The sequence below is a fragment of the Kitasatospora sp. NPDC056181 genome (genome assembly GCF_042266225.1).
Classification (GTDB): Bacteria; Actinomycetota; Actinomycetes; order Streptomycetales; family Streptomycetaceae; genus Kitasatospora.
Genome location: NZ_JBHJUK010000041.1, coordinates 42,043 through 62,147, shown reverse-complemented (window position 1 = coordinate 62,147; position 20,105 = coordinate 42,043). Strand labels below are relative to the sequence as shown.

Annotated in this window: 16 protein-coding genes; 7 read left to right on the top strand and 9 right to left on the bottom strand. The window is 71.5% G+C overall.

What is annotated here, in order from left to right:
* Nucleotides 1–127: 127 nt before the first annotated feature.
* Nucleotides 128–3,700 carry a CDP-glycerol glycerophosphotransferase family protein gene (locus ACFC1F_RS17870; RefSeq protein ID WP_376159319.1) on the bottom strand — a complete coding sequence of 1,191 codons (3,573 nt, stop codon included), beginning with the start codon at nt 3,698–3,700 and terminating at the stop codon, nt 128–130.
* 230 nt (nt 3,701–3,930) lie between these two features.
* Here ACFC1F_RS17870 and ACFC1F_RS17865 point away from each other — a divergent pair, with 230 nt between their 5' ends.
* Both ACFC1F_RS17865 and ACFC1F_RS17860 read left to right on the top strand, forming a co-directional pair.
* On the top strand, nt 3,931–4,929 hold the full coding sequence (locus tag ACFC1F_RS17865; RefSeq protein WP_376159317.1) for a glycosyltransferase family 2 protein: 999 nt from the start codon (nt 3,931–3,933) through the stop codon (nt 4,927–4,929).
* Nucleotides 4,930–4,999: 70 nt separating this feature from the next.
* Complete coding sequence (locus ACFC1F_RS17860) at nt 5,000–5,977, top strand: YihY/virulence factor BrkB family protein (RefSeq protein ID WP_376159316.1); 978 nt, start codon at nt 5,000–5,002, stop codon at nt 5,975–5,977.
* A gap of 23 nt (nt 5,978–6,000) precedes the next feature.
* Here the strand turns inward: ACFC1F_RS17860 and ACFC1F_RS17855 are convergent, their stop codons facing one another.
* Nucleotides 6,001–7,227: a D-alanyl-D-alanine carboxypeptidase family protein gene (locus tag ACFC1F_RS17855; protein ID WP_376159315.1), complete on the bottom strand. Its 1,227-nt coding sequence runs from the start codon at nt 7,225–7,227 to the stop codon at nt 6,001–6,003.
* 144 nt (nt 7,228–7,371) lie between these two features.
* Here ACFC1F_RS17855 and ACFC1F_RS17850 point away from each other — a divergent pair, with 144 nt between their 5' ends.
* A complete protein-coding gene (locus ACFC1F_RS17850; protein ID WP_209416780.1) occupies nt 7,372–7,629 on the top strand; it encodes an SCO4848 family membrane protein in 258 nt (85 codons plus the stop codon).
* Between the two features lie 73 nt (nt 7,630–7,702).
* Here ACFC1F_RS17850 and ACFC1F_RS17845 read toward each other — a convergent pair whose 3' ends face one another.
* Genes ACFC1F_RS17845 through sdhC form a run of 4 tightly spaced genes read right to left on the bottom strand, consistent with a single transcriptional unit; the run spans nt 7,703 to nt 11,152 of the window.
* On the bottom strand, nt 7,703–8,476 hold the full coding sequence (locus ACFC1F_RS17845; protein WP_209416779.1) for a succinate dehydrogenase iron-sulfur subunit: 774 nt from the start codon (nt 8,474–8,476) through the stop codon (nt 7,703–7,705).
* Nucleotides 8,476–10,218: a succinate dehydrogenase flavoprotein subunit gene (gene sdhA / locus ACFC1F_RS17840; protein ID WP_209416778.1), complete on the bottom strand. Its 1,743-nt coding sequence runs from the start codon at nt 10,216–10,218 to the stop codon at nt 8,476–8,478. The genes ACFC1F_RS17845 and sdhA overlap by 1 nt, the downstream gene beginning before the upstream one ends.
* 53 nt (nt 10,219–10,271) lie before the next feature.
* On the bottom strand, nt 10,272–10,763 hold the full coding sequence (locus ACFC1F_RS17835) for a succinate dehydrogenase hydrophobic membrane anchor subunit (protein ID WP_148644468.1): 492 nt from the start codon (nt 10,761–10,763) through the stop codon (nt 10,272–10,274).
* An 8-nt stretch (nt 10,764–10,771) separates the two neighbouring features.
* Entirely contained in the window at nt 10,772–11,152 is a 381-nt protein-coding gene (gene sdhC, locus ACFC1F_RS17830) for a succinate dehydrogenase, cytochrome b556 subunit (protein WP_148644469.1), read from the bottom strand.
* Nucleotides 11,153–11,405: 253 nt separating this feature from the next.
* Here sdhC and ACFC1F_RS17825 point away from each other — a divergent pair, with 253 nt between their 5' ends.
* Complete coding sequence (locus ACFC1F_RS17825) at nt 11,406–12,170, top strand: hypothetical protein (RefSeq protein ID WP_376159312.1); 765 nt, start codon at nt 11,406–11,408, stop codon at nt 12,168–12,170.
* Nucleotides 12,171–12,177: 7 nt separating this feature from the next.
* Here ACFC1F_RS17825 and ACFC1F_RS17820 read toward each other — a convergent pair whose 3' ends face one another.
* The 3 genes from ACFC1F_RS17820 to ACFC1F_RS17810 form a co-directional block, all read right to left on the bottom strand.
* Complete coding sequence (locus tag ACFC1F_RS17820; protein ID WP_374106189.1) at nt 12,178–12,615, bottom strand: 2-oxo-4-hydroxy-4-carboxy-5-ureidoimidazoline decarboxylase; 438 nt, start codon at nt 12,613–12,615, stop codon at nt 12,178–12,180.
* A 342-nt stretch (nt 12,616–12,957) separates the two neighbouring features.
* Entirely contained in the window at nt 12,958–14,607 is a 1,650-nt protein-coding gene (locus tag ACFC1F_RS17815) for an alpha/beta hydrolase (RefSeq protein WP_209416775.1), read from the bottom strand.
* Between the two features lie 68 nt (nt 14,608–14,675).
* On the bottom strand, nt 14,676–15,416 hold the full coding sequence (locus ACFC1F_RS17810; protein ID WP_376159310.1) for an SDR family oxidoreductase: 741 nt from the start codon (nt 15,414–15,416) through the stop codon (nt 14,676–14,678).
* A gap of 135 nt (nt 15,417–15,551) precedes the next feature.
* On the opposite strand from ACFC1F_RS17810, the gene ACFC1F_RS17805 reads away from it, so the two are divergent.
* The 3 genes from ACFC1F_RS17805 to ACFC1F_RS17795 all read left to right on the top strand — a co-directional run bounded on the left by ACFC1F_RS17805 (nt 15,552) and on the right by ACFC1F_RS17795 (nt 19,899).
* Nucleotides 15,552–17,141, top strand: coding sequence for a methylmalonyl-CoA mutase (locus tag ACFC1F_RS17805; RefSeq protein WP_376159308.1), 1,590 nt, complete (start codon nt 15,552–15,554; stop codon nt 17,139–17,141).
* A gap of 191 nt (nt 17,142–17,332) precedes the next feature.
* Nucleotides 17,333–18,607, top strand: a complete 1,275-nt coding sequence (locus ACFC1F_RS17800; RefSeq protein WP_376159306.1) for an amidohydrolase — start codon at nt 17,333–17,335, stop codon at nt 18,605–18,607.
* A gap of 233 nt (nt 18,608–18,840) precedes the next feature.
* Complete coding sequence (locus tag ACFC1F_RS17795) at nt 18,841–19,899, top strand: BMP family protein (protein ID WP_209416771.1); 1,059 nt, start codon at nt 18,841–18,843, stop codon at nt 19,897–19,899.
* Nucleotides 19,900–20,105: the final 206 nt, after the last annotated feature.

The window sequence follows — 20,105 nt, the reverse complement described above, 5'->3', positions numbered from 1 at the left end:
TTTTCTTTGTGTTTTGCCGCCGTTTTTTGTTCATAAACCTCCCCCCCCCCCCCTCTACCCCCCCCCCCCCGCCGGCCCCCCCCGGGGGGGGGTCCCGCCCGGCCCCCCTCCGGGCGGTGTCGGCGGACTACTGCTGGCGGAGCATCCCGTCCACCACGCGGGCCGCGGCGTGGCCGTCGTCGAGGTCGCAGTAGGCCTCGCGGAAGGCCGTGTACTTGTCGGCGTACTCCGCGGTCAGCTCGTCGACCCGGCCGAGCGCGGAGACCAGCTCCTCCGAGGTGGCCAGCAGCGGGCCGGGCGCCTCCGACTCGTAGTCGAGGCTGAAGCCGCGCAGGTTGTCGCGGTAGTGCTCCAGGTCGTGCGTGAAGAACAGCACCGGCTTACCGGTCGCGGCGAAGTCGAACAGCGTGGCCGAGTAGTCGGTGACCAGTACGTCGGCGATCAGCAGCAGCTCGGCCATGTCGGGGTAGCTGCCGACGTCCCAGATGTAGCCGTTGCCGGCGCCGGGGATCTGGCCGCACATCACGCTGTGCCGGCGGACCAGCAGGACCTGGTCGTCGCCCAGTGCGGCCTTCGCCGCCTCCAGGTCGATCCGCAGGTCGATCTGGTAGCCGCCGTTCGGGCGCCGCCGGTCCTCGCGGAAGGTCGGCGCGTAGAGCACGACCTTCTTGCCCTCGGGCAGGCCGAGCCGCTCGCGGACCTGCTCGGCGGTCTTCTCCCGGTCGGAGGCGAACAGCAGGTCGTTCCGGGGCGAACCGCTCTCCAGAATCTCGCCCTTGAAATCGAACGCACGGCGCAGCACCGGCGCCGCCCAGCTGTTCCCGGCCACCAGCACCGACCAGTTCGGAACCTCGGCGGCGAGGCCCTTCAGGTAGTTGGCGTCGGTGAACCAGACCTTCTCGAAGTCGTACCCGATCTGCTTCAGCGGGGTGCCGTGCCAGGTCTGCACGACCACCTGGCCGGGGCGGCGGACGAAGAAGTCCGGCAGGTGCGCGCTGGTGACGATGTACTTGGCGGTGGCCAGCGCCTCGAACCACTCGGGGCTCCAGAGCCGGATGGCGTTCGCCGTCTGCGGCAGCTCGGCCTGGAGGTCGTCGCTGCCCCACAGGTGCTCCAGCGGCAGGCCGCGGCGGACCAGCTCCTCGTGGATCGCCCGCGGCGAGTCCGCGTAGAGGCCGCCGAGCGCGACGTTGTAGAGCACGGTGTCGCGCACCGGGAGCCGGCGGGCCGTCGGGTAGTCGACGGTGCGCAGCTGGCGCTGGCGGTAGCCGCTGCGCTCCTCGGGCAGCAGCGCCGAGTGCGACTCCAGCGAGAGGCCGTCGTAGTAGCGGCGCTCCAGCACGATCCGCTTGCCGCGCGACTCGACCTCCAGCGGCAGGGAGGTGAAGCAGTCGGGCGAGATCAGCGCGTGCCGGACCAGGACCGTGCCGGCCGGCTCGCCGACCGGGCGGAAGAAGACGTCCCAGGTGCCCTGGGCGAGCGGCACCCGGCCGGCGAAGGAGGCCGTCGGCACCGGCGGCAGCGCGGCCCGGAACCGGCCGTCCGCGATCTCCACCGGGTAGACGTGCTCCTCCTCGCGCCAGTTGTGCCGCACGACGAGCTCCCAGCGGTGGTTGCCGGGCAGCGGGAAGGACCCGCTGAACAGGAAGCCGTCGGCGCCGCGGGAGGCGACCTCGTCCACCACCGGCTGGAGCAGCTGGTCGGAGAACTGGAGGTAGCCGCCGGGGGAGGGCTTGGAGTAGAGCGCGCGGCGCTCCTCGGCCGGGGCGTCCGGGTTCAGCGCGACGTGCAGCTGTTCGGGCGCGTTGCGGTCGTCCAGCGCCACCGGCACGGTGCGGCCGTCGGCGAGCAGCAGGGCGGTGTCCCAGCGGTCGCGGCTGCGCTCGTTGGCGACCGGGTCGAGCTCGGCCCAGGCCCGGCGGACGGCGGTCAGCTCGTCCAGCGGGACGGACGTGGAGAACGGCTGGAGCGTGCCGACCGGGGCGCCGAGCTCCAGCGGGTAGAGCAGCTCGCGGTCGGACTCGACGTGGGTGAGCTTGAGGCGGGCCCCGGCGAGGTCCGGGCCGGAGCGGGCCGCGCCGGACACCTCCACCCGGCCGCCGTGGGCGGCCAGGCCGGTCGCGCGCGCCCGGACGGTCTCCACCCGCAGGTAGACGTGGCCGTCCCGGACCCACGGCACGACCCGCACGTCCGCATCGACCCACTGCGCGGGGAGGTACGCGGCGGTGTCGCTCCAGCCGGCCGAGATCCGGCCCTTGTAGACGCCGCCCTTGCCGGCGCCGGCCACCAGGACGCGCCAGTTGCCGTCCTTCCACTGGCCCCGCTGCTTGAGCTTCTTGGGGTCGAGGGCGACGCTGAAGCCGGCCCAGTCGCAGTTGTACAGGTCGTGCTTGGAGCTGGCGGTGGCCTCGGGGCTGTACAGGGTCTTCATCGGCACGGCGAGCACCCGGCGGCCCTTGGTCTCGCGCAGCACCAGCGTGCGGACCATGTCGAGCTTGTTGGCGGCGCCCAGCTGCTCCGGGTAGGCGTGCCCGGTCAGCTCCAGCTTGCCGCCGACCCAGGCGGACTCGTACAGCCGGCTGCGCATCACCAGCGAGTTGTCCAGCTTGAGCACGGAGGCCGGCACGCTCTTGCGCCCGCCGCGCAGGAACGGGTAGTCCGCGTACGGGCGCAGCAGGCCGCGGGCGGCGACACCGCCGTTGCTCTCGCCCTCGTACTTGATCTGCTCGACGAACTCGTCGATCCGGCCCGACAGGGTCAGGTGGTACTTCAGCCGCAGCGGCGCGCGCAGCTTGCGGACCTGCTCGGGGCCGATCGCCCGGAGCAGCCGGCCGACGTTCTTGAGGTAGGCGTCCCGGTACTCCTTGTCGCCGTCCACGACGGACCAGAAGAACATCGGGATCTCCTCGACGAGGGTGTTCTCGTCGTAGGAGCGCAGGTACTCGGCGAAACGCGGGTCGGTCTGCTTCTTCAGCCAGCCGCGGACCAGCTCCACCGAGGCGACCCGGTCGACCAGGCCCTTGGGGTTGGTCCGCATCTGCGTGATCGACATCTCGCCGACCTCGCGCTCGCGCCAGTGGTAGATCGGCTCGGAGAGCACGTCCACGCTCTTGGCGAGGTAGTGGTGCGGCACGCTGACCGGGGCGTCCTCGTACAGGATGCCCTCGGGGTAGAGCAGGCCGGCCGCGTCGAAGAAGGACCGGCGGTACACCTTGTTCCACGCCGTGCGGTCGGTGACCAGCGCGGGGATCTCGGTGATGTGGGTCTTGAGCCTGGTCTCCTTGAAGGGCTTCACGTGCCCGCCGGACTGGTAGTAGCCCACCGCGCGGAAGCGCAGCACGTTGCCGGTGACGAAGTCGGAGCCGGTCTCGTCCAGCGTGTTGATCATGAGCTCGTACGCGCTCGGCGGCATCGAGTCGTCGCTGTCGACGAAGCAGAGGAACTCGGCGTCCGGGTCGATGTGCCGGATGCCGGTGTTCCGGGCCGCGCCGAGGCCCTTGTTCACCTGGCGGACCAGCCGGAACCGGGAGTCCTTGGCGGCGTACGCCTCGGCGAGCGCCGCGCTGTCGTCCTTCGAACCGTCGTCGACCATGACGCACTCGAAGTCCGTGAACGTCTGGGCGGCGATCGAGTCGAGGCATTCCACGAGGTAGCGCTCGACGTTGTAGATCGGGACGACGATGGAGAGGCGGGGAGCCATCGGCTACGCAGGCCTTTCTTGGGGAAGGAGCGTGGCAGCCCGTTCGGGGCCTGGCCGCACTTGGAACCGGTGCGTACGTGCCCAGCGATCCTACCTTCCGGCCCCGGAGGCCCTCCGGGGCCGCCGAGGGCCGCCGGGCAGGTCCGGAGCCGCGGCCCCGCACCCTACCGGCCCCGCGGCGGACCGGGCGGGGTGGGACCGGCCGGGCGGGCGGCCACTACTCTGTGCCCATGCCCCGCTTCAGCGTCATCGTCCCCGTCCACCGGGTCCAGGAGTACCTCCCCGAGTGCCTCGACTCGGTGCTCGGCCAGGGCGGCCCGGACTTCGAGCTGATCGCGGTGGACGACCGCTCGCCGGACGGCTGCGGCGCGATCCTCGACGAGGCCGCCGCCGCCGACCCCCGGGTGCGGGTGCTGCACCTGCCGGAGAACGTCGGCCTCGGCCGGGCCCGCAACGCCGGCCTGGAGGTCGCCACCGGCGAGTACGTGATCTTCCTGGACAGCGACGACACGCTGACCCCCGGTCTGCTCAAGGCCGTCGACGACCGGCTCGCGGCCGGCGGCGACCCGGACATCCTGGTCTACGACTACGCCCGCACCTACGCCGACGGCCGGATCACCCGCGCCGCCTCGGCGCACGTCTTCGGCGCCGACTCCCCGGACGTCTTCGACCTCGACCGCCGGCCCGACCTGCTCGACCTGCTCCAGGTGGTCTGGAACAAGGCCTACCGCCGCGACTTCATCACCGGGCAGGGCCTCGTCTTCCCCGCGGGCTACTACGAGGACACCCCCTGGACGTACCCGGCGCTGCTCGCCGCGGAGAGCATCACCCTGCTCGACCAGGTCGGCGTGCACTACCGCCAGCGCCAGGAGGGCGGCAACATCCTGGCCACCGCCAGCCGCAAGCACTTCGACGTCTTCGCCCAGTACGACCTGGTCTTCGCCTTCCTGGACGGCCGCCCCGACCTCGACCGCTGGCGCCCGGTGGTCTACGGCCGGATGCTGCACCACCTCAACACCGTCGTCTCCAAGGCCGGCCGCGTCCCGCCCGGCGACCGCCGCGAGTACTTCCGCCGGGCCGCCGCGCACTGCGCCCGGCTGCGCCCGGCCGGCTACCGGCCGCCGGCCGGAGTCGACGGCGTGCGCACCGAACTGCTCAGCCACGGCCGCTACGGCGCCTACCAGGCAGTCCGCGCACTGGCCCGTGCCCGGCGGCTGGTCAGGCGCTGACCCGCCGAACCCCGCGGGGACGCGGGGAGCCTGACGGCCGTTCGGGCGAACGGCCGGTATAACCGGTCGCGTGGACTTCCTGACCCGCCTTCCGGTGATCGGCCCGCTCGTGGCGCGGGTGCTGCGCAGCCGCCCCTACCGCGTGTACCAGCACTTCACCACCGCCCGCGGGAACCGGTTGGCCGGCGCGATCACCTTCTTCGGCTTCCTCGCGCTCTTCCCGCTGCTCACCGTGGCGCTGGCGATCGCGGTCGCGACCTTCAGCGACACCCGGGTCGCCGAGCTGCAGAAGCGCATCTCCGACCAGCTGCCGGGCATCTCCGACGCGCTCAACCTGCCCTCGCTGGTGGCCAACGCGGGCGCGGTCGGGCTGGTCAGCGGCGTGCTGCTGCTGATCTCCGGCCTCGGCTGGGTGGACACCATGCGCACCTCGATCCGGGACGTCTGGCAGTTGCCGGAGAGCGACACCAACGCCGTGCTGCGCAAGGCCCTGGACTGCCTGGTGCTCTTCGGGCTGGGCCTGGTCTCGCTCTTCTCGCTGGCCGCGTCCACCGCCGGGACGACCCTCGCCGGCCGGATCGCCGAGTGGATCGGGCTGGGCACCGGCGGGCCCGGCGGCTACCTGCTGACCGGCGTCGGCCTGCTGATCGCGGTCGCCTCCGACATGGTGCTCTTCGCCTACCTGCTGGCGCCCTTCCCCGGGATCGGCGGCCAGCGGCGGCGGGACGTGCTCCAGGGGGCCCTGATCGGCGGGGTCGGCTTCGAGCTGCTGAAGATCCTGCTCGCCTCCTACCTCGGCTCGGTGGCCGGGAAGAGCATCTACGGCGCCTTCGGCGTGCCGGTGGCGCTGCTGCTCTGGATCAACTTCGTCTGCCGGCTGCTGATGTACTGCGTCGCCTGGACGGCCACCGCCGACCCGGCCGCCGCCCGCGACCGGGCCCGCGAACGCGCCCGGGCGATGGTGGCCGCCGCCGACGAGGAGGAGGCGGCGGCGCAGACGGGGACGCCGGCGGAGGCGGGCAAGCCGCAGGCCCGGCCCCAGGAGTGAGACCGGGCCTGACACGGCGTCCGTCAGCCGGACGACGGGCGGCGTCGCCGCCGCAGGAACAGCGCGCCGGCGCCGCCCGCGGCCAGGGCGAGCGCCACGGCCGTCCAGCCCGCCGGGCCGAGCCCGTCGTCGCCGGTGTCGGCGGCGGTCGTGGCGGCCGCCGCGGCCGGCGGTGCGGTCGTGGCGGCGGGTGACGGGTGCGGCGGCGGAGCGGGCACCCCGGCGGTGCCGCCCGCCTGCCCGGTCGGCGCCGGCTCGGCGCCCCCGGCGGGGGCCTCGTCCACCAGCCGTCCGACCGGGGTGACCTTGTCGGCGGCCGCGAACCCCCAGTCGAGCAGCGCCGCCGTCTCGTCGTACACCTTCTGATACGTCGACGGGTGCATCACCGTCACCAGCAGGGTGCGGCCGTCCCGTTCGGCGGCGCCGACGAAGGTCGAGCCGGCCTCGGTGGTGAAACCGTTCTTCACGCCGATCAGGCCCGGGTACTTGCCCAGCAGCCGGTCGGTGTTGGCGATCCCGAAGCTGCCGCGCTGGCCCGTGTTCTTGTCCACCGCGCCGGGGAACAGGGCGTCCCGGGTGGCGCAGTACATCCGGAAGTCGGGGTTGCGCAGCCCGGCCCGGGCGAACAGCGTCAGGTCGTACGCCGAGGAGAGCTGGCCGTCCATGTCGTAGCCGTCCGGCGACACCACCTTGGTGTCCCTGGCCTGGAGCGCGTCCGCACGGGCCTGCATCTCGGCGACGGTCTGCGGGACCCCGCCGTTCATGTGCGACAGGACGTGCACCGCGTCGTTGCCCGAGCTGAGGAACACCCCGCGCCAGAGGTCCTCGACCTTGTACTCCAGATCCTCCTTGATGCCGACGAGGCTGCTGCCGGCGCCGATCCCCTGGATCTCGGCGTCCGCGACCTTGTGCACCAGGTTGCGGTCGAACTTGGGCAGCACGGTGTCCGCGAAGAGGATCTTCAACGTGCTGGCCGGTGCGAGCCGCTTGTGCGGGTTGCTGGCCGCCAGCACCTCCCCTGACGTGGCGTCGGCGACCACCCAGGACTGTCCGGTGAGTCCCGCCGGCAGTGCCGGGGCGCCTGCCTGGGGTGCGACCTGGACACCGGAGAGTCCCAGCCGCTCGCCGCCGATCGCCACCGCCGGGGGCGGCGGCTCGTGCGGGGCCGCGACGGCCGCCGGGGCGGCGAGGAGCGGGAGGGCCGCGGCGTAGGCGGCGAGCAGGTGTGCGAGCTTAGGGCGTTTGGGCACCAGCAGACCGTACCCAGTCAGGACCCCCGTCGTCCGCCCCTCCGGGCCGGTAATCCGCAGGAGGGGGTCACCGTACGCCGAACGGACGCCTGCGCATACTGGGAGGGCACACCTTCTTCACGCCACCGCCCGTTGAGGACCCCCATGAAGCTCAGCCGCCGCACCTCCTGGTTCCTGACCGCCTTCGGCGTCTGGTCCATGATCATCTGGACCACCTTCGTCAAGAACCTCTGGAAGGACTCCGGCGGCCAGGCCTTCACCAACGGCGACCACTCCCAGCCCACCGCCTTCTTCTGGATCCACCTCCTGCTCGCCGTGACCTCCTTCGTCCTCGGCGTCGCCGTCGGTGCCGTCGGCGTCCGCGGCCTGCGCGCAACCCGCCGCGAGCCGGCCGCCGGCTGACGCCGGCCGCCGGGAACGACCGAGGGCCCGTCCGATCACAGGATCGGACGGGCCCTCGGTGTTCGGCGGTGGATCAGAAGCGGCGGGTGACCAGCGCCCGCTTCACTTCCTGGATCGCCTTGGTGACCTCGATGCCACGCGGGCAGGCCTCGGAGCAGTTGAAGGTGGTCCGGCAGCGCCAGACGCCCTCACGGTCGTTGAGGATCTCCAGCCGCTGCTCGGCACCCTCGTCGCGCGAGTCGAAGATGAAGCGGTGCGCGTTGACGATCGCGGCCGGGCCGAAGTACTGGCCGTCGTTCCAGAAGACCGGGCAGGACGACGTGCACGCGGCGCACAGGATGCACTTGGTGGTGTCGTCGAAGCGCTCGCGGTCCTCGGCGGACTGCAGGCGCTCACGCGTCGGGTCGTTCCCCTTGGTGATGAGGAACGGCATGACGTCCTTGTACGCCTGGAAGAACGGGTCCATGTCCACGACCAGGTCCTTGAGGACCGTGAGGCCCTTGATGGCCTCGATCGTGATCGGCTTCTCCGGGTTGACGTCCTTGATCAGGGTCTTGCACGCCAGCCGGTTGCGGCCGTTGATCCGCATCGCGTCGGAGCCGCAGATGCCGTGCGCGCAGGAACGGCGGTAGGTGAGGGTGCCGTCCTGCTCCCACTTGATCTTGTTGAGCGCGTCCAGGACGCGCTCCTTCGGGTCCAGGGTCAGCTGGTAGTCGACCCACACCGGGTCCGGGTGCTCCTCCGGGTTGAACCGGCGGATCCGGAAGGTGACGGTGATCAGCTCGACACCGCCCGCCTCGGCCGCGTCCAGAGCGGCCGAGTGCTTCTCCACAGTCGGAGTGCTCATCAGTACTTACGCTCCATCGGCTGGTAGCGGGTCGTGACGACCGGCTTGTAGTCGAGGCGGATGGAGGTGGTGCCGTCCTCGGCAACCTCCTGGTACGCCATGGTGTGCTGCATGAACTTCACGTCGTCACGGGTCGGGAAGTCCTCGCGGTAGTGGCCGCCGCGCGACTCCTCGCGGGCCAGCGCGGAGACCGCCAGCACCTCGGCCAGGTCGAGCAGGTTGCCCAGCTCGACGGCCTCCAGCAGGTCCGTGTTGTAACGGAAGCCCTTGTCCTGGATGGCGACGTTCTTGTACCGCTCACGCAGCGCGGCGATGTCCTCGACCGCCTGCTTCAGCGTGGCGCCGGTGCGGTAGACCATGGCGTTGGTGTCCATGGTCTCCTGCAGCTCCTTGCGGATCTGCGCCACGGACTCGGTGCCGGTGGACTCGCGCAGGCCGTCGACCAGCGCCTGCACCTTCTCGGCCGGGTTCTCGGGCAGCTCGGTGAAGTCCACCGTCTGCGCGTAGTCGGCGGCGGCGATGCCGGCCCGCTTGCCGAAGACGTTGATGTCCAGCAGCGAGTTGGTGCCCAGGCGGTTGGCGCCGTGCACGGACACGCAGGCGACCTCGCCGGCCGCGTACAGGCCCGGGACGATGTCGGTGTTGTTGCGCAGGACCTCACCCTCGACGTTGGTCGGGATGCCGCCCATGGCGTAGTGCGCGGTGGGCTGGATCGGGATCGGGTCCGTGTAGGGCTCGATGCCGAGGTAGGTGCGCGCGAACTCGGTGATGTCCGGGAGCTTGGCGTCCAGCTGCTCCGGCGGCAGGTGGGTGAGGTCCAGGTAGACGTGGTCGCCGTCCGGACCGCAGCCGCGGCCTTCGCGGATCTCGGTGTAGATCGCGCGGGAGCAGACGTCACGGGACGCGAGGTCCTTCATGACGGGGGCGTAGCGCTCCATGAAGCGCTCGCCGTCCTTGTTGCGCAGGATGCCGCCCTCGCCGCGGGCGCCCTCGGTGAGCAGGATGCCCATGCGCCAGATGCCCGTCGGGTGGAACTGGAAGAACTCCATGTCCTCCAGCGGCAGGCCGCGGCGGTAGACCAGGGCCTGGCCGTCACCGGTGAGGGTGTGGGCGTTGGAGGAGACCTTGAAGAACTTGCCGGTGCCGCCGGAGGCGAACACGACCGACTTGGCCTGGAAGACGTGGATCTCGCCGGTGGCCAGCTCGTAGGCGACGACGCCGGCCGTCTTGCCCTCGTTGATCAGCAGGTCGAGGACGTAGAACTCGTTGAAGAACTCGACACCGTGCTTGACGCAGTTCTGGAACAGCGTCTGGAGGATCATGTGACCGGTGCGGTCGGCCGCGTAGCAGGAACGGCGGACCGGGGCCTCGCCGTGGTTGCGGGAGTGGCCGCCGAAGCGGCGCTGGTCGATCCGGCCCTGCTCGGTGCGGGAGAAGGGCAGGCCCATCTTCTCCAGGTCGAGGACGGCGTCGATGGCCTCCTTGCACATGATCTCGGCGGCGTCCTGGTCGACCAGGTAGTCACCACCCTTGACCGTGTCGAAGGTGTGCCACTCCCAGTTGTCCTCCTCGACGTTGGCGAGGGCGGCGCACATGCCGCCCTGGGCCGCGCCGGTGTGGGACCGGGTGGGGTAGAGCTTGGTCAGCACCGCGGTGCGGCTGCGCTGGGTCGACTCGATGGCCGCGCGCATGCCGGCGCCGCCGGCGCCGACGATGACGGTGTCGTACTGGTGAATCTGCATGGGGGGTTAACTCGCCTCTGGCCTCTGCCGATTGCCGATTAAATGCTGAGTCGTCAGATGTTGGGGTCGAAGGTGAAGATCACCAGGGTGCCGAGCAGCACGGTGAAGACCGTGGCGGCACCCATGAGGCCCTTCAGCCAGAGCCGGGTGGAGTCCTTCTCGGCGTAGTCGTTGATGACCGTCCGCATGCCGTTGGCGCCGTGCAGCATGGCGAGCCAGAGCATCAGGAGGTCCCAGCCCTGCCAGAACGGCGAGGCCCAGCGGCCGGCCACGAAGGCGAAGCCGATCTTCGAGACGCCGCCGTCGAGCACCAGCATGATCAGCAGGTGGCCGAGGATCAGCACCACGAGGACGATGCCGGACAGGCGCATGAAGAGCCAGGCCAGCATCTCGAAGTTGGTGCGGGTGCGGCGCGGGGTCTTCTTGGTCCGCTGGCGGGCCGGCTCGATGACGAACTCGTCCGCCGGGTTGCCGGTGCCGAGACCCTTGCCGGTGTGCGCCTGGACGGAGGGGACCACCAGGGCGTCGGAGATTTCCGTGGACATGTCTCAGATCACTTCCCGAACCAGGTGAGCAGGGTGTGTTCGAGGATGTTGTAGAAGGAGCCGGCCAGCAGGACGACCCACACCCCGACCACGGTCCAGAGCATCTGCTTCTGGTACTTCGGGCCCTTCGACCAGAAGTCGACGGCGACGACCCGCAGGCCGTTGAGAGCGTGGAACAGGATGGCGGCCACCAGGCCGTACTCCATCAGGTTCACCAGCGGCGTCTTGTACGTCTGAATGACGGAGTCGTACGCCTCGGGCGACACTCGCACCAGCGCGGTGTCCAGGACATGAGCGAACAGGAAGAAGAAGATGAGGACGCCGGTGACTCGATGAGCCACCCAGCTCCACATGCCTTCCCGGCCGCGGTACAACGTTCCAGCCGGCACGGAAAAACCCTCCGGAAGCGATTGGGGGCTCGGCCGGCTTCGGTGTCGGTCAGCCCGGCCGGGTACGGTCCACCGGCCGCGAGCATCCTATCGACGCCGTCTCGGTAACCGCCTCCGGGGGCCCGAGGTGTGATCAATCAGGCACGACTGGCCTAGTCGGGCGGGAACTCCGCCCCGTTCGGGGACCCAGGGTGACCGTCCGGTTGCGCTACGGTGGCGGCCCCTCCCGCGCCGACACCCTGCCGAGGCCGCCGTGCCGCTCCGCCAGCCCCGCCCGTCCGCCTCCGTCGTCGTCTGCGCCCTGCTGCTCGCGGCGGGCTGCACCACGGTCGGCGGCTCCGCCGACCGGGCCGGGCCGGGGCGCGAGCTGTCCGCCGCCGAACTGCGGGCGGCCGCGGTGGCCGACGCCGACCTGGGGCCCGGCTACACGGTGACGGTGATGACGCCGGGGCACGGCGAGACCGGGTCGGGCGGTGCGCGGGAGGTCTCCGACCTGCCGGCCTGCCAGCCGCTGCTGGACGCGGTGGCCCCGGCCGCTCCGCCGGGCGCCGCCTCGGCCTCGCCCGGGCCGGGGGCCCCGTACGCGGAGACCGACCTGGGGGTGGCGCGCGCGGCCGACCCGCAGGGCGGCGTGTACGGGGGGCTGCTCGGCTACCGGACCGGGCGGGCGGCGCAGCTCCAGGCGGAGCTGGAGAGGCTGTTCGGCCCGTGCGCCTCGTTCACCTCCACCGCGCCGCCGCCGCCGGTGGACAAGGCGCGGAAGGGCGTGCGGACCAGGCACCGGTTGAGCCGGGACGACACGCCCACGCCAGGGGGAGCCGACGCGGTGACCGGGTTCACCCTGACGAATGAATCGGGTTCGGTGGTGCTCTCCCAGCGTGCGGTCCTGGTCCGGGTCGGCCCGGCGCTGGCGGTCTTCAGCACGGTGGGCGTCGGCGCGGAGCCGGCCACGGCGCCGGACGAGCGGATCGTCCGGCAGCAGGTGGCGAAGCTCCGCGCCGCGCAGGCGAAGCGGTGAGGCGGGTTCAGCGCGCGCCGGCCTCCGAGTGGGTCGCGACCAGGTGTTCCAGCCGGGTCAGGGCGATCCGGCGCAGTTCGTCCGAGGCGATCAGCCGCTCCTCGTCCGGGTCGTTGGCCAGCCGGGTGCGGATGGAGGTGAGCACGGTGTCGAGCATCTCCTCGGGGGCGACGCCCTCCAGGCAGACCACGAAGACGTGCCCGAAGCGCGCCTCGTACGCGGCGTGGGCCGCCCGCAGCGCGGTGTGCGCGGCCTGGCTGCCGGGGGCGCGCATGCCGAGGAGCGGCTGCGGCATCCAGCTCTCGTCCGCCAGTGCCTCGGCGAGGTCCGCCGGGCGCAGGTCGTAGGAGGCCTCGCTGGCGGCGGCCAGCAGGGACTCTATGTCGGGGTAGGGCCGGTGTGCGGTGAGGCGCAGGGCCCAGCGGTGGCTGCCGCAGCAGGCCAGGAGGGCCTCCTCGGCGGCGCCGGCGTCGGCCTCGTTGAAGCGGTGCAGTCCGAGGAGGGTCGGCTCGGAGCTGGGATCGAGCCGCTGCGGCGGGATGTCGCTGGCCAGCGGGTCCTCCTCGTGAGGGCGGGAAGGTGCCGGTGAAAGGGGAGGTGGAGCAGGTGAAGTATCGGACTGCGGGGCGGCGTCCAGCGCCCGCCGGGCAGTGACTCAACGGTAGTTGAGCAGTCATCAGTTGGGGAGGGCGCACGCGGAATTCATCCGATCGAGCTATCAAGTTGTGACGTTGACACCTCGGTGTCAGCGCCCTCCCCATCCTCATCTGCTAATAACGCCGGCACCTCAGGAACAACGCGTCCCGGCCGCCGGCAGCTTGCCGTCGACCAGGTAGGCCTCCAGTGCGGAGTCGATGCAGGTGTTCCCCTTGCCGAACGCGCCGTGGCCCTCGCCCACCCGGGTCAGCAGGGTGGCGGCGGCGAAGCCCTTGGCCAGCGCCTCGGCGGAGGCGTACGGGGTGGCCGGGTCGCCGGTGGAGCCGACGACCAGGATCGGGTCGGCGCCCTCGGCGCGGATCGTGTGCGCCTTCTCCGGGGTCTTGAACGGCCAGTACGCGCAGCCCGGCTCGCTGTAGTCGTCCACCGTGACGCCCTTGGAGAACAGCGGGGCCTCGGCCTGGAGCCTGGCCACGGCCTGCTGGGCCTTCTCGGGGGTCGGGGCCGGGGCGGCGTTGTCGGCGCACCTGATCGCGCCGTTCGCCTCCTCCATCGCGTTGTAGTGGCCCTTCGCGTCACGGCCGTTGTACTCGTCCGCGAACGCCAGCAGGGGGTCGGGCTTGTTGCCGACCATGGCCCAGCCGAGCGCGTTGCGCAGGTACTGCCAGGTCGTCTTCTCGTCGCCGTACAGCAGCTGGGTGGTGCCGGTCCAGGCGAGGTCCCGGCCGAGCTTGCGGCCGTCCTTGGCGGTCATCGGGTGGTCGTGCAGGCCGTCGAGGAAGTCGGCGGCCTTCTTGGCGGCCTTGGCCGGGTCCTTGCCGAGCGGGCACTCGGCGGCGTGGTTCTGCACGCAGTCGGCGGCGAAGCGCTCGAAGGACTTCTCGAAGCCGACCTGCTGGTCGATGCCGTGGTCCAGCTGGTCCTGGGCGGGGTCGACGGCGCCGTCCAGGATGAGCCGGCCGGCGTTCTTCGGGAACTCCTCGGCGTAGACCGCGCCGAGGTAGGTGCCGTAGGAGACGCCGAGGTAGTTCAGCTTCTTGTCGCCGACGGCCGCGCGCAGCACGTCCAGGTCCCGGGCGGTGTTGCGGGTGCCGACGAAGGGCAGCAGCTTGCCGGACTTGGCCTGGCAGGCCGCGGCGTGCTCGGTGGCGTTCTTGACGTGCTCGGCCTTGCGGACCGCAGGGTCGAGCGGGTCGTCGGCCTCGTTGCGGGCGTCCTTCTGCTTGTCGTCGAAGCAGACGACCGGCGAGCTGTCGCCGGTGCCGCGGGGGTCGAAGCCGATCACGTCGAAGCGGTTGTGCAGGCCGCCGTCGAAGTCCTTGGCGCCGTACTTGACCATCTCGATGCCCGAGGCGCCCGGGCCGCCCGGGTTGACCATCAGCGAACCGACCTTCTGGTCCGGCTTGGCGGCCGGCAGCTTGATCATCGCGAGGTCGAGGGCGTCGGCGGCGGGGTGGGTGTAGTCGAGCGGGACGTGCAGCTTGCCGCAGAGCATCCCGGATATGTCGATCTTGGCCTGCTCGGCCTGGGGGTCGGCGGGGCAGGCGGCCCAGGCGATCTGCTGGCCGTAGAAGGGCTTGAGCGCCGGGTCGTCCGCCCCGGTGGGCTTCGGCGTCGGGGTCGGGGTCGCCGTCGGGGTGGCGGCGGCCGTGGAGGGGGCCCCGGCGGCCTGGTCCTGGGCGGGCTTGGTGCTGTCGTTGCAGGCGGAGCTGAGGAGCAGGGTGCCGGCCGCGAGTGCGGTCAGCAGAACCCGCGGGCGGGAGGCCCGGAGAGATTTCATCGCACGTATGTACCACTCTGAGGTGACACGTCCGATCACTACCCCCCGGGCTGCCCGCCCGTCCCGCGTCAGGCCCGGTGCACCTTGTGGTTGGCGGCCTGGGCGCGCGGGCGGACCACCAGCAGGTCGATGTTGACGTGCGGGGGCCGGGTGACCGCCCAGGCGACGGTGTCCGCGACGTCCTCCGAGGTCAGCGGCTCGGCGACGCCCGCGTACACGGCCGCCGCCTTGTCCTCGTCACCCCGGAAGCGGGTCACCGCGAAGCCCTCGGACTTCACCATGCCGGGCGCGATCTCGATCACCCGGATCGGCTCGCCGCACAGCTCCAGCCGCAGCGTCGCCGCGATGGTGTGCGCCGCGTGCTTGGCCGCCACGTAGCCGCCGCCGCCCTCGTAGGCGGCCAGCGCGGCGGTGGAGGAGAGGACGAGGACGGTGCCGTCGCCGCTCGCCCGCAGCGCCGGCAGCAGGGCCTGCGTCATGTGCAGCACGCCGAGCACGTTGACCTCGTACATCGCCAGCCAGTCGGCCGGGTCGCCGGCCTCCACCGACTCGGCGCCGATCGCCCCGCCGGCGTTGTTGACCAGCACGTCCACCCGGCCGATCGCGGCCGCGAAGGCGTCCACGGCCGCCCGGTCGGTGACGTCCAGGGTGTAGGCACGGCCGCCGGTCTCCTTGGCCAGGGCCTCGATCCGGTCGGTCCGGCGGGCGGTCAGCACCACGTCGAAGCCCTCGGCGGCGAGCCGGCGGGCGGTCGCGGCGCCGATCCCGCTGCTCGCACCGGTGACCACGGCCACCTTCTGTTCGGTCATTGCCACTCCTCGGAAGCGTGGGGTCGGAAGCGATTCGGTCGCTCACCCGATCATCTCAACGGTGTCGGCGCCGCCCGTCACCGCCTAGATTCGAAGGGACGAGTGCACCGTCCCGCCGACCCCGCGGAGGACACCATGGCAGCCGAGCCGCGCCGCACCGAGTCGGGCTTCCCGTTCGCACCGCTCTACGGCCCCGGGGACCTGGCCGGCTGGGATCCGCGGGAACGCCTCGGAAACCCGGGGGAGTACCCGTACACCCGGGGCGTCCACCCGACGATGTACACCGGCCGGCCGTGGACGATGCGCCAGTACGCCGGCTTCGGCACCGCCGCCGAGTCCAACGCCCGCTACCGCCAGCTGATCGCCGGCGGCGGCACCGGCCTCTCGGTCGCCTTCGACCTGCCCACCCAGATGGGCTACGACTCGGACGCCCGGATCGCGGCCGGCGAGGTCGGCAAGGTCGGGGTGGCGATCGACAGCGTCGAGGACATGGGCGTCCTGTTCGACGGCATCCCGCTGGGCGAGGTCTCCACCTCGATGACCATCAACGCGCCCGCCGGCCTGCTGCTGCTCCTGTACCAGCTGGTCGGCGAGGCCCAGGGCGTCGCACCGGACCGGCTGACCGGCACCGTGCAGAACGACGTGCTGAAGGAGTACATCGCCCGCGGCACCTACATCTTCCCGCCGAAGCCCTCGCTGCGGCTGGCCGCGGACGTGTTCCGGTACTGCCGGGCCGAGATCCCCCGCTGGAACACCATCTCGATCTCGGGCTACCACATGGCCGAGGCCGGGGCGGGCCCCGCGCAGGAGATCGCCTTCACCCTCGCCAACGGCATCGCGTACGTGCGCACCGCCGTCGCGGCCGGCATGGCGGTCGACGACTTCGCGCCCCGGCTCTCCTTCTTCTTCGTGGCCCGCACCACCCTGCTGGAGGAGGTGGCCAAGTTCCGCGCCGCCCGCCGGATCTGGGCCCGCGTCATGCGCGAGGAGTTCGGCGCGCAGAACCCGCGCTCGCAGATGCTCCGCTTCCACACCCAGACCGCGGGGGTGCAGCTGACGGCGCAGCAGCCCGAGGTCAACCTCGTCCGGGTCGCGGTCCAGGCGCTGGCAGCGGTGCTCGGCGGCACCCAGTCGCTGCACACCAACGGCTTCGACGAGGCGATCGCGCTGCCCACCGAGAAGTCCGCCCGGCTGGCGCTGCGCACCCAGCAGGTACTCGCCCACGAGACCGACGTCACCGCCACCGTCGACCCCTTCGCGGGCTCGTACGTGGTCGAGTCGCTGACCGACGAGGTGGAGGCCGCCGCCCTCGCCCTGATGGCCCGGGTCGAGGAGCTGGGCGGCGCGGTGGCCGCGATCGAGGCCGGCTACCAGAAGGCCGAGATCGAGCGCACGGCCTACCGCGTCCAGCAGGAGACCGACTCGGGCGAGCGGACGGTGGTCGGCGTCAACCGCTTCCGGCTGGACGCCGAGGAGCCGTACCAGCCGCTGCGGGTGGACCCCGCGATCGAGGAGCAGCAGGCCGGGCGGCTGGCCCGGTTGCGGGCCGGGCGGGACTCCTCGGTGGTCGCCCGCTCGCTCGGCGCCCTGCGCCGCGCGGCCGGGGGACGGGACAACGTGCTGTACCCGATGAAGGAGGCGCTGGCCGCCCGGGCCACGCTCGGCGAGGTCTGCGACGCGCTGCGCGAGGTGTGGGGGACGTACACGCCGGACGAGCGGTTCTGAAGGATCGTCACACCGCCGCGGCACGGGGGCCGTGACCGCCGGCGCGGGCGGTCGTTGCACAGGACACGCAACCCGGGGAAGGCGGCTAAAACGAGATGTCATACCCACCTGCTCGGCCGGTATGCGCCCATCCGGGGACTACTTTCGGGGAAGTCGGGCCAAATCCCCCCAACAGGCCTACTCTTGTTGAGATGAACCGTCCTGAGTCCGCCCAGTCGGCCGTCACGCTCACCACTGCCCGCCCCTCCGCAGACCTGCGCGGCCGGGTCAGGGCGCTGGAGCCGGAGCTGATCGCCTTCCGCCGCGACCTGCACCGGCACCCGGAGCTGGGACGCCAGGAGTTCCGCACCACCGGCCTGCTGCGCGACCGGCTGACGGCGGCGGGCCTGGCCCCCCGGGTGCTGCCCGGCGGCACCGGGATGACCGTCGACATCGTCCCGGACGGGACCCCGCGCGGCGCCGAGTTCCTGGCGTTCCGCGCCGACATCGACGCGCTGCCGATCGACGACGCCAAGACGGACGTCCCGTACCGCTCGACCGTCCCCGGCCGGGCCCACGCCTGCGGCCACGACGTGCACACCTCCGTGGTGCTGGGCACCGCCCTGGTGCTGGCGGAGGCCGCCCGCACCGGCGAGCTGCGCCGGCCCGTCCGGCTGGTCTTCCAGCCGGCCGAGGAGGTCATGCCGGGCGGGGCGCTGGACGTGATCAACGCCGGCGGGATGGACGGCGTCGGCCGGATCTTCGCGGTGCACTGCGACCCCAAGGTGGAGGCCGGGCGGATCGGGCTGCGCACCGGGGCGATCACCTCGGCCTGCGACCGGCTGGTGCTGCACCTGGACGGCCCGGGCGGCCACACCGCCCGCCCGCACCTGACCACCGACCTGGTGACGGCGATCGCCCGGATGGCCGCCGACCTGCCGGCCGCGCTGGGCCGCCGGATGGACCCGCGCTGGGGCGTCAGCCTGGTCTGGGGCCGGATCGCCTCCGGCTCGGCGCCCAACGTGATCCCGCAGCACGCCGAGCTGGAGGGCACCGTCCGCTGCCTGGACCTGGCCGGCTGGCGCGAGGCGCCGGACCAGCTGCACGAGCTGATCGCCAAGCTGGCCGAGACCTACCGGGCGAAGTGGACGCTCGACTACCACCGCGGGGTGCCGCCGGTGGTCAACGAGGCGGTCTCGGTGGGCCTGCTGGAGGCCGCCATGACGGCCCGGTTCGGCCAGGACGGCCGCCAGGTGGTGGAGGACACCGAGCAGAGCCTCGGCGGCGAGGACTTCTCCTGGTACCTGGAGCACGCCCCGGGTGCGCTGGCCCGGCTGGGCGTCCGCGCCCCCGGCGACACCACCGTGCGCGACCTGCACCAGGGCCGTTTCGACGTGGACGAGCGGGCGATCGGGATCGGCGTGGAGCTGTTCGCGGCGCTGGCGCTGGACGGGGGGCCCGACGGGCGGCAGGTGGACGGGGCGTAGGGCTCGCGGCAGTCCGGTTTGCGTAAATTCTGGCTTTATGTCCGGTTACGTAAACTGGGCCGAGTCAGTTCCAGCCACCGTCCGCCAGGGGAGAGGGGAGCCGGGATGGTTGTCAGACCACGGTTTGATAACAACCCGAATGCTCCGGCGGCCCGTAACACAACCGTGTTCTACGCGCGTTACGGTGGCGTCCGACCACGCTAATCGGGTGCGTGTGAGAAGGAGATATTCCCTTGCGCCGTTCAACTAAGCTCGCCGCGGTTGTGCTCTCGGGTTCCCTGGGCATTGCCTCGCTCGCCGCTTGCGGCGCAAAGAGCAACGACACCAACGCTTCCTCCGGCTCCTCCGAGGGCGGCCTGAAGGTCGGCATGGCCTACGACATCGGCGGCCGTGGCGACCAGTCGTTCAACGACTCCGCCGCCCGTGGCCTCGACAAGGCCAAGGCCGACCTCGGCGTCTCCGTCACCGAGGCCGACGCCAAGACCGGCGAGGCCGAGGCCGACAAGGAGACCCGTCTCAAGAACCTGGTCACCTCCGGGTACAACCCGATCATCGCGGTCGGCTTCGTGTACCAGGCCGCGGTCGAGAAGGTCGCCAAGGAGAACCCGAACACCAAGTTCGCGATCATCGACTCGGCCTCCGACACCCAGCCGAGCAACGTCACCTCGCTGACGTTCTCGGAGCAGGAGGGCTCGTACCTGGCCGGCGTTGCCGCCGCCCTGAAGAGCAAGACCAAGCACATCGGCTTCATCGGCGGCGTGCAGTCCGAGCTGATCAAGAAGTTCGAGGCGGGCTACAAGGCCGGCGCGAAGTCCGTCACCCCGGACATCGCGATCGAGACCACCTACCTCACCACGCCCCCGGACTTCTCCGGCTTCAACTCGCCCGACAAGGGCAAGGAGGCCGCGCAGGGCCAGCTGGACAAGGGCGCGGACGTCATCTACTCCGCGGCCGGCTCCTCCGGCAACGGCTCCATCGAGGCCGTCGCCAACGCCGGCAAGCTGGCCATCGGCGTCGACTCCGACCAGGCCGCCCAGCCGGCCCTGGCGAAGTACAAGAACAGCATCCTCACCTCGATGGTGAAGAACGTCGACAAGGCCGTCTACGCCTACATCGAGTCCGCCAAGAAGGGCTCCCCCTTCACCGGCGTGAAGAACTTCGACCTGAAGGCCGACGGCGTCTCGCTCGCCACCACCGGCGGCAAGATCGACGACATCCAGGGCAAGCTCAACGACGCCGCCACCGCCATCAAGAGCGGCGCCACCACCGTCCCCACCGACCCGTCCAAGTAAGGACGCGGCGGGACGTCGCTGCCGCTGCCACCTGCCCGGCAGCGCAATGATTGACACGGCATCAGGGAGGGGCCCGGCAGGGTGCGCTCAGTGCGCACCCCCGGGCCCCTCCTGTACCTCATCGTTTTTTCTTGGCCCTCCAGCGCAACGACGCGCCTCCAGACCACCAGGAGATCGCCATCACCGCATCCGACCCCGCCCTCAGC